The sequence below is a fragment of the Acidovorax sp. Leaf73 genome, from assembly GCF_916855635.1.
GTDB classification, from domain to species: Bacteria; Pseudomonadota; Gammaproteobacteria; order Burkholderiales; family Burkholderiaceae_C; genus Acidovorax; species Acidovorax facilis.
The window spans coordinates 358,232-373,690 of sequence record NZ_CAKASI010000003.1; the positions used below are offsets into that span (position 1 = coordinate 358,232).

A 15,459-nucleotide genomic window follows, 5' to 3' on the forward strand; every position below is an offset into this window, starting at 1 on the left:
CGGGAACGCGTGCCCTACACTGCCCATCCCTTTTTCTCGACGGATCGAGCGGAGCAACGCATGAAGAAGAACGGCACCGATTCAGCCTGGCTCAAGGCGGCACTGGACTATGTGCCGCAATGGCTGGGCCTGCAGCTGGAGCGCTTCCGCCAGCCCGGGTGTTCCGTGGCCATCGCACGCGGGGGAGAGACCCTGGCAGAGCTGGCGCTGGGCGTGGCTGATATGCGGACTGGCAAACCCCTTACGCCCCGGCACCGCCTGCGCATCGCATCGCATCGCACTCCAAAAGCTTCACGGCCACTGGGGTCATGCTGCTGCGCGAGCAAGGAAAAATCGGCCTGGACGACCCCATTGGCCGCTATGTCGATGGCCTGCACAAGGACCTGGCCCGGGCGCGCATTGGCGAGCTGCTGTCGCACGCCGCAGGCGTCACGCGCGACGGCCCCGACGCGGGCCAGTTCCTGGACCGGCGGGCCTTTCTCTCCCGTGCAGAACTGCTGGCGGACCTGCGCGACAAGCCGCCGCTGGACGCGGGGGTGCAGCTCAAGTATTCGAACCACGGCTACGGCCTGCTCGGGCTGATGATGGAGCAGGTTACGGGTACGGAGTACGCAAGCTGGATGGTGCGCCATGTGATTGATGCTGCAGGCCTGCAGGAAACGGTGCCCGACATGCCGCGCCTTGCGCGGGGCGCCCCGATGGCTGTGGGCCACAGCAGTGAGTTTCCGTTCGGCCAGCGCCTGATCGTGCCTGGCGACAACGTGTGCGACGCCATGGCCCCGGCGGCCGGGTTTGTGTCTACCGCGTCGGATGTGGCCCGCTTCTTTTCGCAGCTGGCGCCAGACAGCAAGCACAGCATCCTTTCGCCCGCCAGCCGCCGCGAAATGGCGCAGCGCCGCTGGCGCGACCCCTGCAACGTGTTCGAGTCCCACTACGGGCTGGGCACCATGCTCAGCGCGCCGGGCCCGCGTGAATGGACGGGCCACACCGGCGGGCTGCAGGGGTTTCTGTCGCGCACGGCGCGCTACCCCGCGCTGGACCTGACGGTGACCGCGCTTACCAACGCGCAGGATGGCCTGTCCACCGAGTGGGTGGACGGCGTTGCCAGCATCCTGTTTGCGTTCCAGCAGCACGGCGCGCCTGCCAAAAAAGAGGCTGCCTGGGCGGGGCGCTGGTGGAGCCTGTGGGGCGCCACTGATCTGGTGCCCATGGGCAAGGTGGTGTGCCAAGTGGTGCCTGCCATGTTCGTGCCCTTCAACGCAGCAACCACCGAGCTGGCCATCACCGGGCGCGACACCGGGGTGGTCCAGAAAGCCTCGGCCTACGCCAGCCCGGGCCAGGCGGTCCGCCGCGTGCGCGATGCCCACGGCGTGCCGACCGAACTGTGGGTGGGCGGCTCCAAGCTTCTGCCCAAGGACGCGATGCTGGCAGAGGCCACCCAGCGCTATCGCAAGAGCAAGACGCGCCCCGGCCGCAGCGCCACATCGGCGTGAGCGACGTAGCCCTGCGTGTGGGGCAAAGTCTCCTGCGCATCACAGGCGCCCTCGCCGCCGTGTTTGGCCTGATTCTGGCGGCCATACTGGTGTTCACTACCATGCCGGGCAGCTCGCACCGTGGCGCGCTCCCAGCCGCCAGTGCTGCGCAGCAGGCGCTGGCGCAGCAATTGCAGCGGCATGTGGCCGTGATTGCAGCGCAGGAGCACAACGCCCAGCACCCTGCTGCGCTGGAGGCCGTGGCGACTTACCTGGAGTCAGAGCTGGTCTCGTATGGTTACAAGGTTCGGCGCGACGAGTTCAAGGCGCGGGGCGTGGCGGTGCGCAACCTGGAGGTCACGGTGCCCAGCCAGAGCGCGCCGGGGCGGCGCCTGGTGGTGATCGGCGCGCACTACGATTCGGCGCACGAAACACCCGGCGCCAACGACAACGCCACGGGCACCGCCGCCGTGCTGGCCCTGGCCAAAAGCCTCAAGCACCTGGGCGCCACCGCGCAGGCGGATGTGATGTTTGTGCTCTACACCAACGAAGAGCCGCCTTTTTTCAAGACCTCGCAGATGGGCAGCCAGGTGCACGCCCAGGCCTTGCTCGCCCGTGGGGCGCCGGTGGTGGCGATGCTGTCGCTGGAGACCATGGGGTATTTTTCGAACGCCGAAGGGTCGCAGAAGTACCCCTGGCCGCTGAACCAGTTCTACCCCACGCAGGGTGATTTCATCGCCTTCGTAGCAACCACGCCTGATCTGGGGTTCGCGCGCCGGGTGGTCCGGTCTTTCCGTTCGCATGCGGCGTTCCCGTCCGAGGGCATCGCGGCGCCGCGTTTCATTCCTGGCGTGGACTATTCGGACCACGCGGCCTACATCGACGCGGGCTACCCCGCGCTGATGGTGACCGACACCGCCCCCTACCGCTACCCGCACTACCACACCCGCGAGGACACATCCGATAAGGTGGACTATGACCGATTGGCCCGCGTGGTTCAGGGGCTCGAAGGTGTTGTACGCGATCTTGCACACCGGCCTTAGCGCATCGAAGACCGAGTGAGGGGACGCGTGTGGGGAGTCAATGCCTCGGAGCGCGCGGATGTTCCAGAAAAAACCTCAGCATCTCCTGCGTGGCAGCCACGCCGCGTGGGTCGGTATGGCTGCCGCCCGCGTGCCCACCAGCCCACGCGTGCCCTGCGCCGTGCAGCACCCATTGTTCTGCCACGACCGTGCTGTGCAGTGTGCTGGCCGACAGGGCGCTACCCGCCACGGTGTACACCTTGCGGGTATAGCTCTGGCCACCACGGGACTGGCCCTGGTGCACCGTCTCCACCGTCGTCTGGCCGCCATCTGGGGCCGTGGCCAGTGCTGACAGCGTTGCCTCGATGAGTTGCTCGCCGTTGTGGGCGTGCACGGTGGTGTCGGCGTCGCCATGGAACACGATCATCGGCGGAGGCGGCAGTGCAGGAGCCTCGGCGGTGGGGTGGGTGGCGGCGCCGGGTTTGGCGCCGTTTTTCATGGCCGACAGCGCGGCCATCACGTTGTTTGCCGCGCCCGCCTGCAGGCCGGAGTGCACGCCCACGGCGGCAAACAGCTCGGGGTATTCGCGGCCCAGCAGTGCGGCCATGGCGCCGCCAGCCGACAGGCCCGCCACGTAAACGCGTTGCGCATCCACCGGGTGGCGCGCCATCACGTCCTGCAGCATGGCGACGAGCAGCGCGGGTTCGCCGCTGCCCCGGTGCTGGTCGCCGGGGCGAAACCAGTTCCAGCAGCCGTTGGGGTTGGCGCTGTGGGGTTGCTCCGGGTACAGCACCAGGGCGTTGGCGGGGGCGGTTGCGTCGTTCATGCCCGTGCCGGTGGCAAAGTCCACGGGGTTCTGCGTGCAGCCGTGCAGCATCAGCACCAGCGGCATGGGGGTGCCAGCCGTGGCGCCCGGGGGCACGTAGAGGTGGTAGTGGTGCGGGTGGCGCCGTGCATCGGCGTGGGTGAAGACCACGCGGGTGAAGCTGCCGGGCGGCTCGGCCAGCGGGTGATTGCTGGCGGCGGGGCGTGGGGCTGTGGGGGCCTTTGGCTCGGCCTGGGGGGTGGGGGCGCTGCGGTCGATGACCACGGCGTCTTCCACGTCTTGCGCGGTGTTGGCATTGCGCCAGGGTGGGGCCTCTCCGCCTGCGGGTGACGGTGCTTGCAACGGCGTAGCCCCTGCGCTGGCAGGTGTCGGTTCGTTGCTGTGGCGCGCCACGGCTGCGCCCAGGGTCTGCTGGATGGCCCGCGTGGCGTCGGCCAGCTGACCACTGCGCACCAGCTGAGTGGCTTCGCCCATCAGGCGCTTGAGATTGAGGTTCCAGTCCATGGGGACTCCTTGGTGGTTGGTGCGTCCGGCAGCGGTGCGCTGCGGTCCGGGTCGGTGGTGTTCAATGCATGCGCCCGGCCAGGGCGGTCTTGACGGCCGCACTGGCATGGAACGCGCCCAGTACCGTCACCGAGGCAATCGTGGCCTGCGCCAGGGCGGGCGGCACGTCGTCGTCGATGCTGGCCAGGCCCAGCACGCGGATCTCCAGCGTCTCGCCCGCCGCCAACACGGCCTCCAGCTCGGCCCGGCCAAAACGCTGCAGCCCCAGCACAAGCATCTTGCGGGCCACCACCTGGCGCACGGCGTCGTTCTGGGCGGTCAGCTGGTTGCGGATGGCGGTGCGGATGAAGTCGGTGCGGTTGGCGTAAAAGCCTTCGGAGACCAGCAGATCAATGTGGCCCAGGTCCACGAAGCCCAGGTTGATCGTGACCTTCTCGGACTCGGGCACCTTGCCGCGCGACGGGGCGATGGGAACGATATTGTTCATCGGGGGAACTCCATAAAACATCCAATGGGATGGTGTATGGATGGCATGTGGATGCCTTTGCGCGCTGTTTCAAGAGCCGTGGCCCAAAGAAAAAGGAGCCCGTGGGCTCCATGGCTCGGTAGTTTTGCTATGAAATATGTAGCTATTAGCGCCTGATAGAAAAGCGCTGGAGCCCATTTTTTCTTGAATTTCTGTGCAAGACGCTGACGCTCTTCCTGGCATCGCGGCAGGGTGCGGCGTGCCTCCGGCCCCTGCCCCACCTTGGGGAAACAGCCGCCCGGGGGCCTGCCGCTCAGCTCAATACAAGGTCAGTTCCTTGTGCTCGCCCAGGCTGCGCGGTGGTTCGCCCGTGATGGCGGCCTTGGCCATCTTGAAGAGCTGCACCATCTTGCTTTCATCCACATCCCAGTATTCGGCATGGCGGATGCGCACGGCCAGCAACGCCAGGTTGGGGTCGGACACGCCACCAGGGAACCACGCCTGGGCCATGGGGGACCACAGGGCTTGTTTTTGCGCATGGTCGTCCACAGCGCGTGCCTGGCCCGACAGCGACACGTAGCTGTCGTCGTCCGGGTTGGCATACGACACGTTGACTTCGCCATCGGTCAGCAGGCGTTCGTACAGCTCGCCCGACTTGGGGATGAAGAAATACAGCTCGCCGTGTTCGTCAAACTGGCGGTTTTGCGTGGTGAGCGGGTGCGCGTGCAGCATGCCCGTGGAGGTACGGTGCGTGAGCATGCCAAACCGAATGTCCTTGATGAGCTTCCACAAGGTTTCGTGGCCGGGGGTGTCGTGGTGCATGGGGGGCTTCCGTGAAATGGAGGGGGTGCTACGACTCTAGGCCGCCTGCGCCCTGCGCCGCGTCGTCCCCCTGCCCGCCTGTGCGTGGGCGCTTGTCCGACATCCCGTCCTACCCGTCCAGACAGGATGGGTCAGGACCGGGCGTTACCTATGCTGCCCGTGCGGCTGCACCGGTAACTCCGCCTTGCGCAGCACCTGCCGCGCTGTCACGGTACAGCGTGGTGCGCCAGGTGGAGGGAAGGCGCTTCACGCCTTCTTCAAAAACTCCGACTTCAGCAGCATGCTGCCCAGGTCGGTCTTGCAGTCCACGTTGTGGCCATCGGCGCCATCCACCAGGCGGATGCTCTTGATCTTGGTGCCCTTCTTGAGGGTGGACGATGAGCCCTTGACCTTGAGGTCTTTCACGAGGATCACCGCGTCGCCATCGGCCAGCGGGTTGCCGTTGGCATCGCGCACCATGCCATCGCCTGCTTCTGCGGCATCGGACTCGGATTCGGCAGCATCGGCCACCTGCGGCCATTCAAACGCGCAGTCGGGGCACACATAGTTGCTGCCATCGGGGTAAGTGTTCTCCAGGCCGCATTGGGGGCAGGCAGGGGTGGTGTGGGGCATGGTGGGGTCCTCTCTGTCGTTGTTGTAGTGGTTGTGAAATCGGTGCGCAAAGTGTCGCCGCTTCAGAGCGGCGCGCGTTGCTCCAGCGCAAACGGTGGCAGCCCTTTGAGCAGCCGCTGGCCGTAGCTGGTGCGCGTCAGGCGCTTGTCGTAGCAGTACACATGCGCCATGTCTTCTTCGGTGCGAATCGCGCGGCCCACCCATTGCGCCAGACGGATGGCGGTGGCGGGCACCACCAGCTCGCTGAACGGGTCGCGCCCCACGGCGCGCAGCCACTCGGCGCGGGCCTCGCCCACGGGGTCGTCGGGCGGGGCGAAGGGCAGCTTGGTGATGAACACCGACTCGCACAGGCGTCCCGGCAGATCCAGCCCCTCGCCAAACGACTGCATGCCGAAGATGACCGAGGGCTCGCCGTTTTCCACGCGCTCGCGGTGGCGCTTGAGCAGCTGCGTGCGCGGCAGTGCGTTCTGCACCAGCACCACGCTGCGCATTGCGGTGGGCAATGCGTCCACCGCCTGTCGCATCTGCTCCCGCGAGGTGAACAGCACCAGCGCGCCGTATTCCACGCGGGCAATGTCGTGCAGCAGCGCGTCCACCATCTCGGTGGTGAACTGCGCGGCGTTCTTGGGATCGGCGCGGGTTTCGGCCGCAATCAACGTGCCCTGCGCGGCGTAGTTGAAGGGGCTGGGCACCTCCAGCGTGGTGGTGGCCTCGTCACCATGCAGGCCCGCCTCGCGCAAGAAGAAGTCAAAGTGCCCGCAGCTGGTGAGCGTTGCCGAGGTCAGCACCGCACCGCGCACCGCACTCCACAGGTGGTTGCGCAGTGTGGTGCCAGGCAGGATGGGGCTGGCGTGCGCCTTGACCACGATGAAGTCGCCATCCACCTCCAGCGTGAACCATTTGGCTGCCGGCACCGCGCCTTCGGGCGCATCCTGCAGCAGCAACTGGGCCGTGGCGTGCAGCTCTTCCAGGCGCGGGGCCAGCATGCCGATTTGTGCATACAGCGTGGACAGGCGCTTGGCCTCGTCGGGCTTGTCGCGCATCTCGGCGCGCAAGGCCTTGCTGATGGCGCGCAGGGCGTCGAGGAAGCCTTCGGCACTGGCGGCCAGCAGACCCAGCGGGGCAATGAGCTGTTCAGGCAGCTCGCCCCGTGGTACGCGCACACGTGCCGGACCCCAGGCGCTGGGCTGGCTCTTGAGCTGCGCGCCATACACATCCATCACGATGCGCGCCAGGTCCTGCAGCGTCTGCCGCAACTGGGCCGAATGTTTGGGGATGTCGGCAATTTCTTCGACCTCCAGCAGTGCGCCAATGCGCAGGCCCCGGCTGGCCAGCCGCTCGATCCAGGTGATGCGCGACAGGTCCATGCTGCATGCAAACTGGTCGAGCGCCGTGGCGGGCAGGTGGTGGGCTTCGTCCAGCACCAGGAGGCAGTTGTCCAGCTCGGGCAGCACGCGCGCGCCCAGCGATGACAGCAGCAAATCGTGGTTGGCAACAATCACCTGCGCGCCCACCAGCTCCTTGCGCTTGTCGTAGTAGGTGCACTGGCTGAAGGCCGGGCAGTGTTTGCCGGTGCACGACGCGCCCTCGGCTGCCACGGGGCTCCACACTTCGGGCTCGGGGGGCGTGTCCAGGCTGTCGCGGTCGCCGTCCCAGGCGCCTTTCGACAAGGTTTGCGCCATGGAGCTGTAGAACTGCATGCGCGCCTCGGTTTCGTGCCGAGGGCGCTTGGCGCGGGCTGCGGCTTCTTCCTCGGCAAACAGGTCGTCTTCGCCCTCCTCCTCGGCCTCGCCCGTGCCTGCCAGGCGGTCCAGCTTGAGCTTGCACACATAGCGCCCGCGCCCCTTGGCCAGCGCAAACTTGAAAGGTTGCGGCAGCAGCGCGGCCAGTGCAGGCAGGTCCTTGTTGACCAGTTGCTCCTGTAGCGCCACGGTGGCCGTGGAGATCAGCACCCGCGTGCCGCGCGACAGCGCCAGCGCAATGGCGGGCGCGCAGTAGGCCAGCGACTTGCCCACGCCCGTGCCCGCCTGGATGACCGCAATGGAGCGCGTGGGCGCGGCCTCGCCACTTTCTTCATCCACCTTGCCCAGCGTGGCGCTGCTGAACGTGCGCGCCACCTGCTCGGCCATCAGCCGCTGGCCGGCACGGCTGCGAAAACCCTCGGTGGCTGACACCACCGCATCGAAAGATTCAAGGGCCTGCGCGGCCCACACCTGTTGAGACATACAGTAGTGTCGCATGCCGAAGACAGGTTGACGCTGGGCAGTGCCTTGTGGCGGATGGGCGGGCTGTCCCCCCGCAGCTGCCTTGAAAGAAAATCCCCGCACAGCTACAGGAGAGCAAAGATGCAGGGGGGAAATGCGTGGGGATTTGCGCTGAACTGCGGTCCGCTGCTGCGCTGCAGGCCATGGGCAATGGCAAGCGCAAGCTGTGTTCCGGGTGGGGCGAAAGGTGTGCAAGGCACCCTGCTTCGGACGCTGGGGTTCGTGCTGCTGCTGTGCATGGTGAGTGCATCGGGCGCATGGGCACAGCAACCCGCATCGTCGGCTGCCCCGGCAGGCAGCCCTGCGCGCCAGCGGTTGCTGGCGCAGGAGCTGGTGCCGCAGCACCCTGCCCGGTACGCATGGATGCGTGCGGCAGAGGCCCAGGGGCAAGGGGCCGATGCGCTTTATCTGCGGCTTGCATTGCTCGACGAATGGCTGCTCGCCCTGGAAGGGCGGCCGGCGCAGGCCAGTCGCACCATCGAAGTTGCCATCGCTCACGGGCGCGAGGTCGATGCGGACGATCTGCAGCGCCGGGCGCGTGCGGTCTGGCCCTCTCTCCTCAGAGCCCAGCTGCGGCCGCTATGGGACATGGACGGCCCCGATGTTCCGCTGCCGTCCGAGCTGGATGCCCTGGGCGCGGACAGCATTGCCCAAGAAGGCCCTGGCCTCTGGGTGCACCGGGCCAAAGATGGCCGGCCTCGGGGCCTTTACCTTTGGCTGGGCGTGCGCAATGGGCTGGGCGAGCCCGTGCCTTTGCCGGAGTTTGCGCTGCGCCTGGGCCGCCCCGGCCAGCAGGCGGCTGCGCCGTTGATGCAATGCTATTTGCCCCGGTACAGCACGCGGCAGCTCATCCCGCCGCAAAGCACGCAGCATTACCTGTGCCGCGCGGGCGAGGGTGGCCTTGGGCTGCCGCCGCCCGGCGTGGGGTGGCTGGCGCAGATGGGTGAGTGGTTCAGCCAGGGGGCGTCCCTGCAGACCGAACTGCCCCAGCGCGACCAGGCCTTGTCGCGCACGGGCCGGATCCTGGGCCAGGTGGACAACCCGGCGGTGGACGACTTCCTGCGTGGTGCCCGTGAATCCACCGAGAAGCAGCAACAACTGCAAAAAGAACGGGCCCAGGCGGAGGCCGCAGCGGCGAAGAAGGCCCGTGAAGCCACGCCAGCGCGCCGCTCTGCTGAGCCGCTACCGCTCTGGCTCAAGCGGGTGGCGTTCTTGGGCGGGGTGGTGGGCGCATTGGTGCTCTATGGCCTGCTCGCGCACCACGTCAGCGTGGCAGTGGCGTCCGGGGTGCTGTGGTTGGGCCTGGCCATTCCGAGCGCGATCTACTTGCGTTCGATCTGGACCATGGGCGGGACCGACGGCTGGGGCAAACTCGTGGCCATCGTCCTGTCGGGTGCAGCCATCGCGGCGCCTTTTGTGGGCACGCTCGCCGCGTACACGGTCTACAAGCTGGTGGTGAGCGCGCGGGCGCGCCGCAAGGCGATCCTCTTTTTGCTCGGCGTGATCGTGGTCATCGTGCTCCATGCGCTGGAGCGGTGGTTGTTCTGGTGACAGCAGGCTCCGCACGCCCGCAGCGGCGCAGGGCCTGGGCCTACAGAGCGGGGAGGCCAGCGGCGCTAGGGTGAAGGGACTCCACGTTGCATACCAAGGCCCCGCATGAAAACGACCCCCACAGCCCCCCGCAAGGAAGAGGAGATCATCCCCTCCGCTCCTGTGCCCGCCCGCACCGAGCGGCGCGTGAACACCACCCAGCCCCAGCCGCACCCTGGCAGCGGACCCGAAGACCTGAGCGGGCCCGAACCCCGCCTGCCCCACGAGCGCGACGAGGCGGTCAACATGACCGACGGCGAACCCGACGCCAAGATGGAGCAGGCCTACCGTGATGTGAAACGTGGCCTGCAGGACACGGACCGGGGGCCACCGGCCGACAAGGCGTACCAGAAGCAGAAACGGTAATGCTGCTAATTTGATAGCTATTTGCGCTTGATGGATAAGCGCTAGAGGCCAATTCTTATCAGTTTTACGGCACCCGCGCCGCCCTGAACCAGCGCGGCAGGTGGTCATGGGCGTGCACCAGCGATTCAAGCACGCCGTGGCTGCGCTCCACCACCTCAATGCCCGGCGCTTTGAGGTCCGGCACGATCACTACCGCGACCCCTGCGGCTTGCGCTGCGCGTGCGCCGTTCTCGCTGTCTTCAAACGCCAGGCACTGTGCGGGGTCCACGCCCAGGCGCACAGCCGCCAGCTGGTACAGGGCGGGGTCGGGTTTGCCGCGCGGCACCTCGTTGCCGCCAGCCCAGGCGTGAAAGTGCTGCAGCACGCCCACCCTGCCCAGGCGGTGCTCGATCTCGTCGCGCCGCGACGATGAGGCCACCGCGCAGGGCACGCCTGCTTGCCCCAAGGCGCGCAGCAGCGAGGCGGCGCCGGGTTTGAGGGGAAACAGGGGCTCTGGCCCCGCGTCCCACAGGCGCGCAGCCACATCGGACTGCACCAGCTCAAAGACACCGGGCCCACCCAGTAATTTCGTGAGCATGGCATCAGAGTCGGCAGACGCACGCCCTACCACCTGCAGGTAGTCGACCTCTGCCAGCGCGATCCCCCGCGCCTGTGCGGCGTCAATCCAGGCGCGCTGGGTCACACGCTCGGAATCCACCAGCAGTCCGTCCATGTCGAAGATGGCGGCGGTGAAGCGAAACTGGCGGAGAGTCTTGGGCATGCAAATGCTCTGATTTTGATAGCTTCTATCGCTTGATAATTTAGCGCTTGCAGGCAATTTCATTCAGTTGTTCGCCACCGCCAACGCTTACCCCCGCTCGCGCAGCGCGCGCTCGATCCGGTCCCTTCGCACCGTCGTCTTGGGCACCTTGAACGGGAACCACGTGCGTACGTCCTCTTCGAGCCCGATGCCGTGCATGTAGTTGTAGATGGCCTTCTTGAGCGCGCCGCCCAGCGCGTCGTGGTCGACGCCCGTGGGGTCGATGAAGGCCACGTCGTTCTTGGCGAAGTCGCCCGGGGGCAGGGGCGCCAGCGTGACGCCGTATTCCTCGGGGTTTTTGCCGACGGGCGAGTGCACGGTGCAGGCAAAGCGGTGGAAGAACCCGCTCTGAATGCAGCCGTTGGCGAACAGCTGGCGCACGTATTCGAGTGCGTCCACGGTGTCCTGCACGGTCTGCGTGGGAAAGCCGTACATCAGGTACGCATGCACCAAGATGCCCGTGTCGGTGAACGCCCGCGTCACGCGCGCCACCTGGTCGACCGATACGCCTTTTTTCATGAGCTCCAGCAGCCTGTCCGATGCAACCTCCAGCCCGCCCGAGATCGCGATGCAGCCGCTGTCGGCCAGCAGCTCGGCCAGGTCGGGCGTGAAGGTTTTCTCGAACCGCACATTGCCCCACCAGCTGATGCCTGCGTTGCGCGCGATCAGCTCGGTGGCCAGTGCCTTGAGCGCCTTGGGCGGTGCGGCCTCGTCCACGAAATGAAAGCCGGTCTGCCCCGTCTCGCGCACGATCTGCTCGATGCGGTCGGCCAGCACGGCGGCGCTGGCGCCTTCGTAGCGGCTGATGTAGTCCAGGCTCACATCGCAAAAGCTGCACTTCTTCCAGTAGCAGCCGTGCGCCACGGTGAGCTTGTTCCAGCGCCCATCGCTCCACAGGCGGTGCATGGGGTTGAGCATGTCCAGGAGCGACAGATATCGGTCCAGCGGCAAGCCGTCCCACGTGGGTGTGCCCACCTCGGCAAAGGCGATGTCGGCTTCCATCATGTTGATGTACTGCACCGCGCCATCGTCACCGCGCACGAAGGTGCGCACCAAGCGCTGGCGGCCGCGCTCGCCGCGCAGGTGCTCGAGCAGCGCCAGCAATGGGCGTTCGCCCGCGTCCAGCGTCACGTAGTCAAAGAAGTCGAACACACGCGGGTCGGCCAGTTCGCGCAGCTCGGTGTTCACAAAGCCGCCGCCCAGCACGGTGGCGATGTGCGGGTGCCGCGCCTTGATGGCCTGGGCAATGCGGAACGCCGCATACACGGACCCCGGGAACGGCACGGACAGCAGCACCACGCTGGGCTGGTGCTTGGCAATCGCCTCGTGCGTGAGCTGCTCCAGCAGCGTGTCCACCAGCGTGGGTGTTGTCGCCAGCGCTTTGGCCAGCGGGTCAAACGTGGGCTGGCTGCCTGCGAGCGATTCGGCATAGCGCACAAACTCAAAGCGCTCGTCCACCGCGTCGCGCAGCACATCGGCCAGGTCGTTCAGGTACAGCGTGGCCAGGTGCTTGGCCTTGTCCGTCAGGCCGAGCGCGCCAAAAGCCCAGCCCAGCGGGTCGCCGCCTTCGTCATCCACATACACATCCAGTGTGGCAAAGCGCGGGCCCTCGGGCAGGTAGTTCCGTCCCACGATGCGGTGCGCCAGCGTGCTGTCGCGGCCTTGCAAGAAGGCAATGGCGGGGCCGATGGTGGCGAGGTAGCGGTCCTTTTGCGCCGCAAAACTTTGCACGGCGGGGCTCTGCTTTTTGGCGGGCAGCGCATCCACCTGGGTGGCCACCGCGCGCAGCCCTTCGGGCGAGAGCAGGCGCAGCACCAGCGCCAATGCCAGGTCTTCCTGGAACGCCGTCACCCCCCGCGAGCGCAGAAAGCCCGTGAGGTAGGCGGTGGAGGGGTATGGCGTGTTCAGCTGCGTCATCGGGGGGATGACGGAGAGGACGCGCTGGGCGGGTGAGGCGGGGGCGACGGCAGACATGGTGGAAACAGGCAATGGGGCGATGCGGTGCCGCCGCAGGGGTCGTGGAACCCCCGATTATCCCGGCCCGGCTTTATCCCTGGTGGGCGGGGGGCGCCGGGGGCACCGCGTGGGGTGTGCCGCAGGTCATCCCTGGTAGTTGTTCTTCACCCGCACATAGTGCTCGGCCGAATATTTCAGGTACGCAATCTCTGCATCGGTGAGCGCGCGCTGGCGCACCGCCGGGCGGCCGATGTAGAGGTACCCGCTCTCCAGCACCTTGCCGGGCGAGACCAGGCTGCCTGCGCCCAGCATCACGCGGTCTTCGATGATGGCGTCATCCATCACGATGGAGCCCATGCCGATGAGGCATTCGTTGCCGATGCGGCAGCCGTGCAGGATCACCGAGTGGCCCACCGTGACGTAGTCGCCGATGACCAGCGGCGAGCCTTCGGGCTTGCTGGCGTTGCGGTGCGACACATGGCCCATGGTCAGGTCCTGCACGTTGCTGCACACGCCCACGGTGATGCGGTTCACATCGCCGCGCAGCACGGCGTTGCACCACACCGAGCTGTCGCGGCCCAGCGTGACGTCGCCGATGACCTGGGCAGAGTCGTGGATGAAAACGCCGGTGTCCAGGACCGGGGCGGTGTCGAGGTAGGGAGCGAGGGGCATCTTGGTGTCAGGCTGCGTGGAAAGAACGGGTGAGCGTAGTGCAAATCGCTCCTCACGCCGGTTTGCTGACCAGGGTGGTGGCGTTGGTCAGCGCGCTGGGGCGCGGCGAGGGGCAGCTTTCGCAGAGGTTGCAACAGGGACTGCCGCTGCCTTGCCCGTGCTTCCAACCCGGGCTTTTTTTGCGGGGGCCTTGGCCTCCTGGGTGGGCGCGGCGTAGAACCCCAGAAACATGTCCACCGCATCCCCCACCACTTGCGCTTGCTGTGCGGCGCTCAAGGGCGGCTGCCCCATGGCCAGCTGGGGCCAGAACGCAAATGCCTTGACCATGCCCTGCAGTTGCTGCGCGGCGTAGGGCACATCCATAGTGGCGCGCAGGCGGCCATCTTGCTGGGCCGCGCGCAACCAGCGCGGCAGGCCCTCTTCCTTGGCCGAGAGCTTGGCGGTGATGCCGCGCGCGCGCTCGGGGGTGTGCATCATGTCGGCCATGGCCACGCGGCTCAGGTCGATGAAACTCGCGTCGTTGAGCAGGCGCATCTTTTGCGCCAGCAGCTCCAGCAGCTGGTCGCGCAGCGGGCGCGTGGGGGTGTAGGCCAGTTCGTCGGGTGACTGGCTGCGCTCCCACATCAGCAGCAGGATGGCTTCGAACAGTTCTTCCTTGCTTGGGAAGTGGTTGTACACCGTGCGTTTGGACACATCCGCCGCTGCGGCCACGCGGTCCATGCTGGTGCCGTTGAAGCCGTGTTCGCGGAACTCGCCGATGGCGGCCTGCACGATGGCATCGCGCTTGCGGTCGGTCAGGCGAGGGGTGGGCTGGGAGGCAGTCATGCGCAAATTTTACACCGGGTAGTTTACTTTTCTAAAAAGTGAACTACACTGTGCAGTGTAATTTCTATGTCGCAGATCCGGTGTCACTCTCCATCGCCCGCCGCCGCCGTCTGCTCCCGGCACTTTGTGTCGCCTTCGTTGTACTGATCGCCATGGCCTACAGCCTCTTTTCCCGCGCCGCCCAGCCGGTGGCCGCCTATGAACAGTCGCCGCAGTTCGCGGGTGGCAAGTTTCGCAACGTGGCACCCCGCCATGCGCTGGGCGCCCTCAAGACGCTGCAGGTGATGTGGCGCTTTGCCACCGGCAAGCCCGACGACTCGGTGCCGCGCCAGCCCGTGCCGGTGTACGCGGTGATGCGGTCAGACCTGCTGGCCGCGCCCGACCTGAGCCTGTGGCGCCTGGGGCACTCCACCCTGCTCTTTAAGATCAACGGCCAGTTCTGGCTGACCGACCCGGTGTTTTCCGAGCGCGCCTCGCCGTTCCAGTTCCTGGGCCCCAAGCGTTTTCATGCGCCGCCCATCACGATTGACGAGCTGCCGCCCATTACCGGCGTGATCCTGTCGCACGACCACTACGACCACCTGGACTACGCAGCCATCCAGAAGCTTGCGCCCAAGGTGGAGCACTTCATCACGCCGCTGGGCGTGGGCGACCGGCTCATCGGCTGGGGCGTGCCTGCGGCCAAGGTGCAGCAGTTTGACTGGTGGCAGGGCACCACCATTGGTGGGCTGCAGCTGGTGGCCACGCCTGCGCAGCATTTCTCGGGCCGGGGCCTGTCGGACGGCAACAGCACGCTGTGGGCCTCGTGGGTGCTGATCGCGGGCCAAGGCGCTGATCCGATCCGCATCTTCTTCAGTGGCGACACGGGCTACTTCGACGGCTTCAAGGCCATCGGCGAGCGGTTCGGCCCGTTCGATCTGACGCTGATCGAAACCGGCGCCTACAACGCAGACTGGCCCGACATCCACATGCACCCCGAGGAGAGCCTGCAGGCCCATCTGGACGTCAAGGGGCGCCGTCTGTTCCCCATCCACAACGGCACGTTCGACCTGTCGCTGCACCCGTGGGTGGAGCCGTTCGAGCGCATCACCGCGCTCGCAGCAGCAGCGCAGGTGCCGCTGGTGGCGCCCATCATGGGCGAGCGGCTGGACATCCGCGCGCCCGCGCTGTCCACCCACTGGTGGCGCAAGGTAGAGCCGCAGGCCGAGGCCACGGCAGTGGACCGCAGCGTGGCCCTGGCTCCGCAGCCCGGCGCGTGGTGAT

Annotated in this window: 13 protein-coding genes and 2 pseudogenes; 6 read left to right on the forward strand and 9 right to left on the reverse strand. The window is 66.9% G+C overall.

The features are described from left to right. Positions 1-60 precede the first annotated feature (60 nt). From LPA35_RS26170 to LPA35_RS11450, 3 genes and pseudogenes are all read left to right on the forward strand, one after another. Positions 61-207: pseudogene (locus LPA35_RS26170) on the forward strand (serine hydrolase); the annotation flags it as partial. A 101-nt stretch (positions 208-308) separates the two neighbouring features. Next, complete coding sequence (locus tag LPA35_RS11445; RefSeq protein ID WP_255669638.1) at positions 309-1,493, forward strand: serine hydrolase; 1,185 nt, start codon at positions 309-311, stop codon at positions 1,491-1,493. Continuing rightward, positions 1,490-2,515, forward strand: a complete 1,026-nt coding sequence (locus LPA35_RS11450) for a M28 family peptidase (RefSeq protein WP_228897067.1) — start codon at positions 1,490-1,492, stop codon at positions 2,513-2,515. The genes LPA35_RS11445 and LPA35_RS11450 overlap by 4 nt, the downstream gene beginning before the upstream one ends. A gap of 37 nt (positions 2,516-2,552) precedes the next feature. On the opposite strand, the gene LPA35_RS11455 is transcribed toward LPA35_RS11450, so the two are convergent. From LPA35_RS11455 to dinG, 5 genes are all read right to left on the reverse strand, one after another. Next, the gene (locus tag LPA35_RS11455; protein ID WP_228897068.1) at positions 2,553-3,824 is read right to left on the reverse strand and encodes a PHB depolymerase family esterase; all 1,272 of its coding nucleotides are present in this window, start codon (positions 3,822-3,824) and stop codon (positions 2,553-2,555) included. Between the two features lie 61 nt (positions 3,825-3,885). Further along, a complete protein-coding gene (locus LPA35_RS11460) occupies positions 3,886-4,311 on the reverse strand; it encodes a CopG family transcriptional regulator (RefSeq protein WP_228897069.1) in 426 nt (141 codons plus the stop codon). A gap of 297 nt (positions 4,312-4,608) precedes the next feature. After that, positions 4,609-5,112: a pyridoxamine 5'-phosphate oxidase family protein gene (locus LPA35_RS11465; RefSeq protein WP_121421727.1), complete on the reverse strand. Its 504-nt coding sequence runs from the start codon at positions 5,110-5,112 to the stop codon at positions 4,609-4,611. Between the two features lie 246 nt (positions 5,113-5,358). Then, entirely contained in the window at positions 5,359-5,724 is a 366-nt protein-coding gene (locus LPA35_RS11470) for a zinc ribbon domain-containing protein YjdM (protein ID WP_228897070.1), read from the reverse strand. A 62-nt stretch (positions 5,725-5,786) separates the two neighbouring features. Beyond that, a complete protein-coding gene (gene dinG, locus LPA35_RS11475) occupies positions 5,787-7,949 on the reverse strand; it encodes an ATP-dependent DNA helicase DinG (RefSeq protein ID WP_228897071.1) in 2,163 nt (720 codons plus the stop codon). A gap of 228 nt (positions 7,950-8,177) precedes the next feature. Here dinG and LPA35_RS11480 point away from each other — a divergent pair, with 228 nt between their 5' ends. After that, the gene (locus LPA35_RS11480; protein WP_228897072.1) at positions 8,178-9,539 is read left to right on the forward strand and encodes a hypothetical protein; all 1,362 of its coding nucleotides are present in this window, start codon (positions 8,178-8,180) and stop codon (positions 9,537-9,539) included. Positions 9,540-9,644: 105 nt separating this feature from the next. Beyond that, positions 9,645-9,944, forward strand: coding sequence for a hypothetical protein (locus LPA35_RS11485; protein WP_121421725.1), 300 nt, complete (start codon positions 9,645-9,647; stop codon positions 9,942-9,944). Between the two features lie 64 nt (positions 9,945-10,008). Here LPA35_RS11485 and LPA35_RS11490 read toward each other — a convergent pair whose 3' ends face one another. The 4 genes and pseudogenes from LPA35_RS11490 to LPA35_RS11505 form a co-directional block, all read right to left on the reverse strand. After that, entirely contained in the window at positions 10,009-10,704 is a 696-nt protein-coding gene (locus LPA35_RS11490; RefSeq protein ID WP_228897073.1) for an HAD family phosphatase, read from the reverse strand. Positions 10,705-10,791: 87 nt separating this feature from the next. Then, on the reverse strand, positions 10,792-12,660 hold the full coding sequence (locus LPA35_RS11495; protein ID WP_228897297.1) for a radical SAM protein: 1,869 nt from the start codon (positions 12,658-12,660) through the stop codon (positions 10,792-10,794). A 183-nt stretch (positions 12,661-12,843) separates the two neighbouring features. Then, a complete protein-coding gene (locus LPA35_RS11500; RefSeq protein WP_055401191.1) occupies positions 12,844-13,371 on the reverse strand; it encodes a gamma carbonic anhydrase family protein in 528 nt (175 codons plus the stop codon). Between the two features lie 210 nt (positions 13,372-13,581). Then, positions 13,582-14,196, reverse strand: a pseudogene (locus LPA35_RS11505) (TetR/AcrR family transcriptional regulator); the annotation flags it as partial. A 152-nt stretch (positions 14,197-14,348) separates the two neighbouring features. Between LPA35_RS11505 and LPA35_RS11510 the strand changes: the two are divergent. After that, positions 14,349-15,458: an MBL fold metallo-hydrolase gene (locus LPA35_RS11510; RefSeq protein ID WP_228897075.1), complete on the forward strand. Its 1,110-nt coding sequence runs from the start codon at positions 14,349-14,351 to the stop codon at positions 15,456-15,458. Position 15,459: the final 1 nt, after the last annotated feature.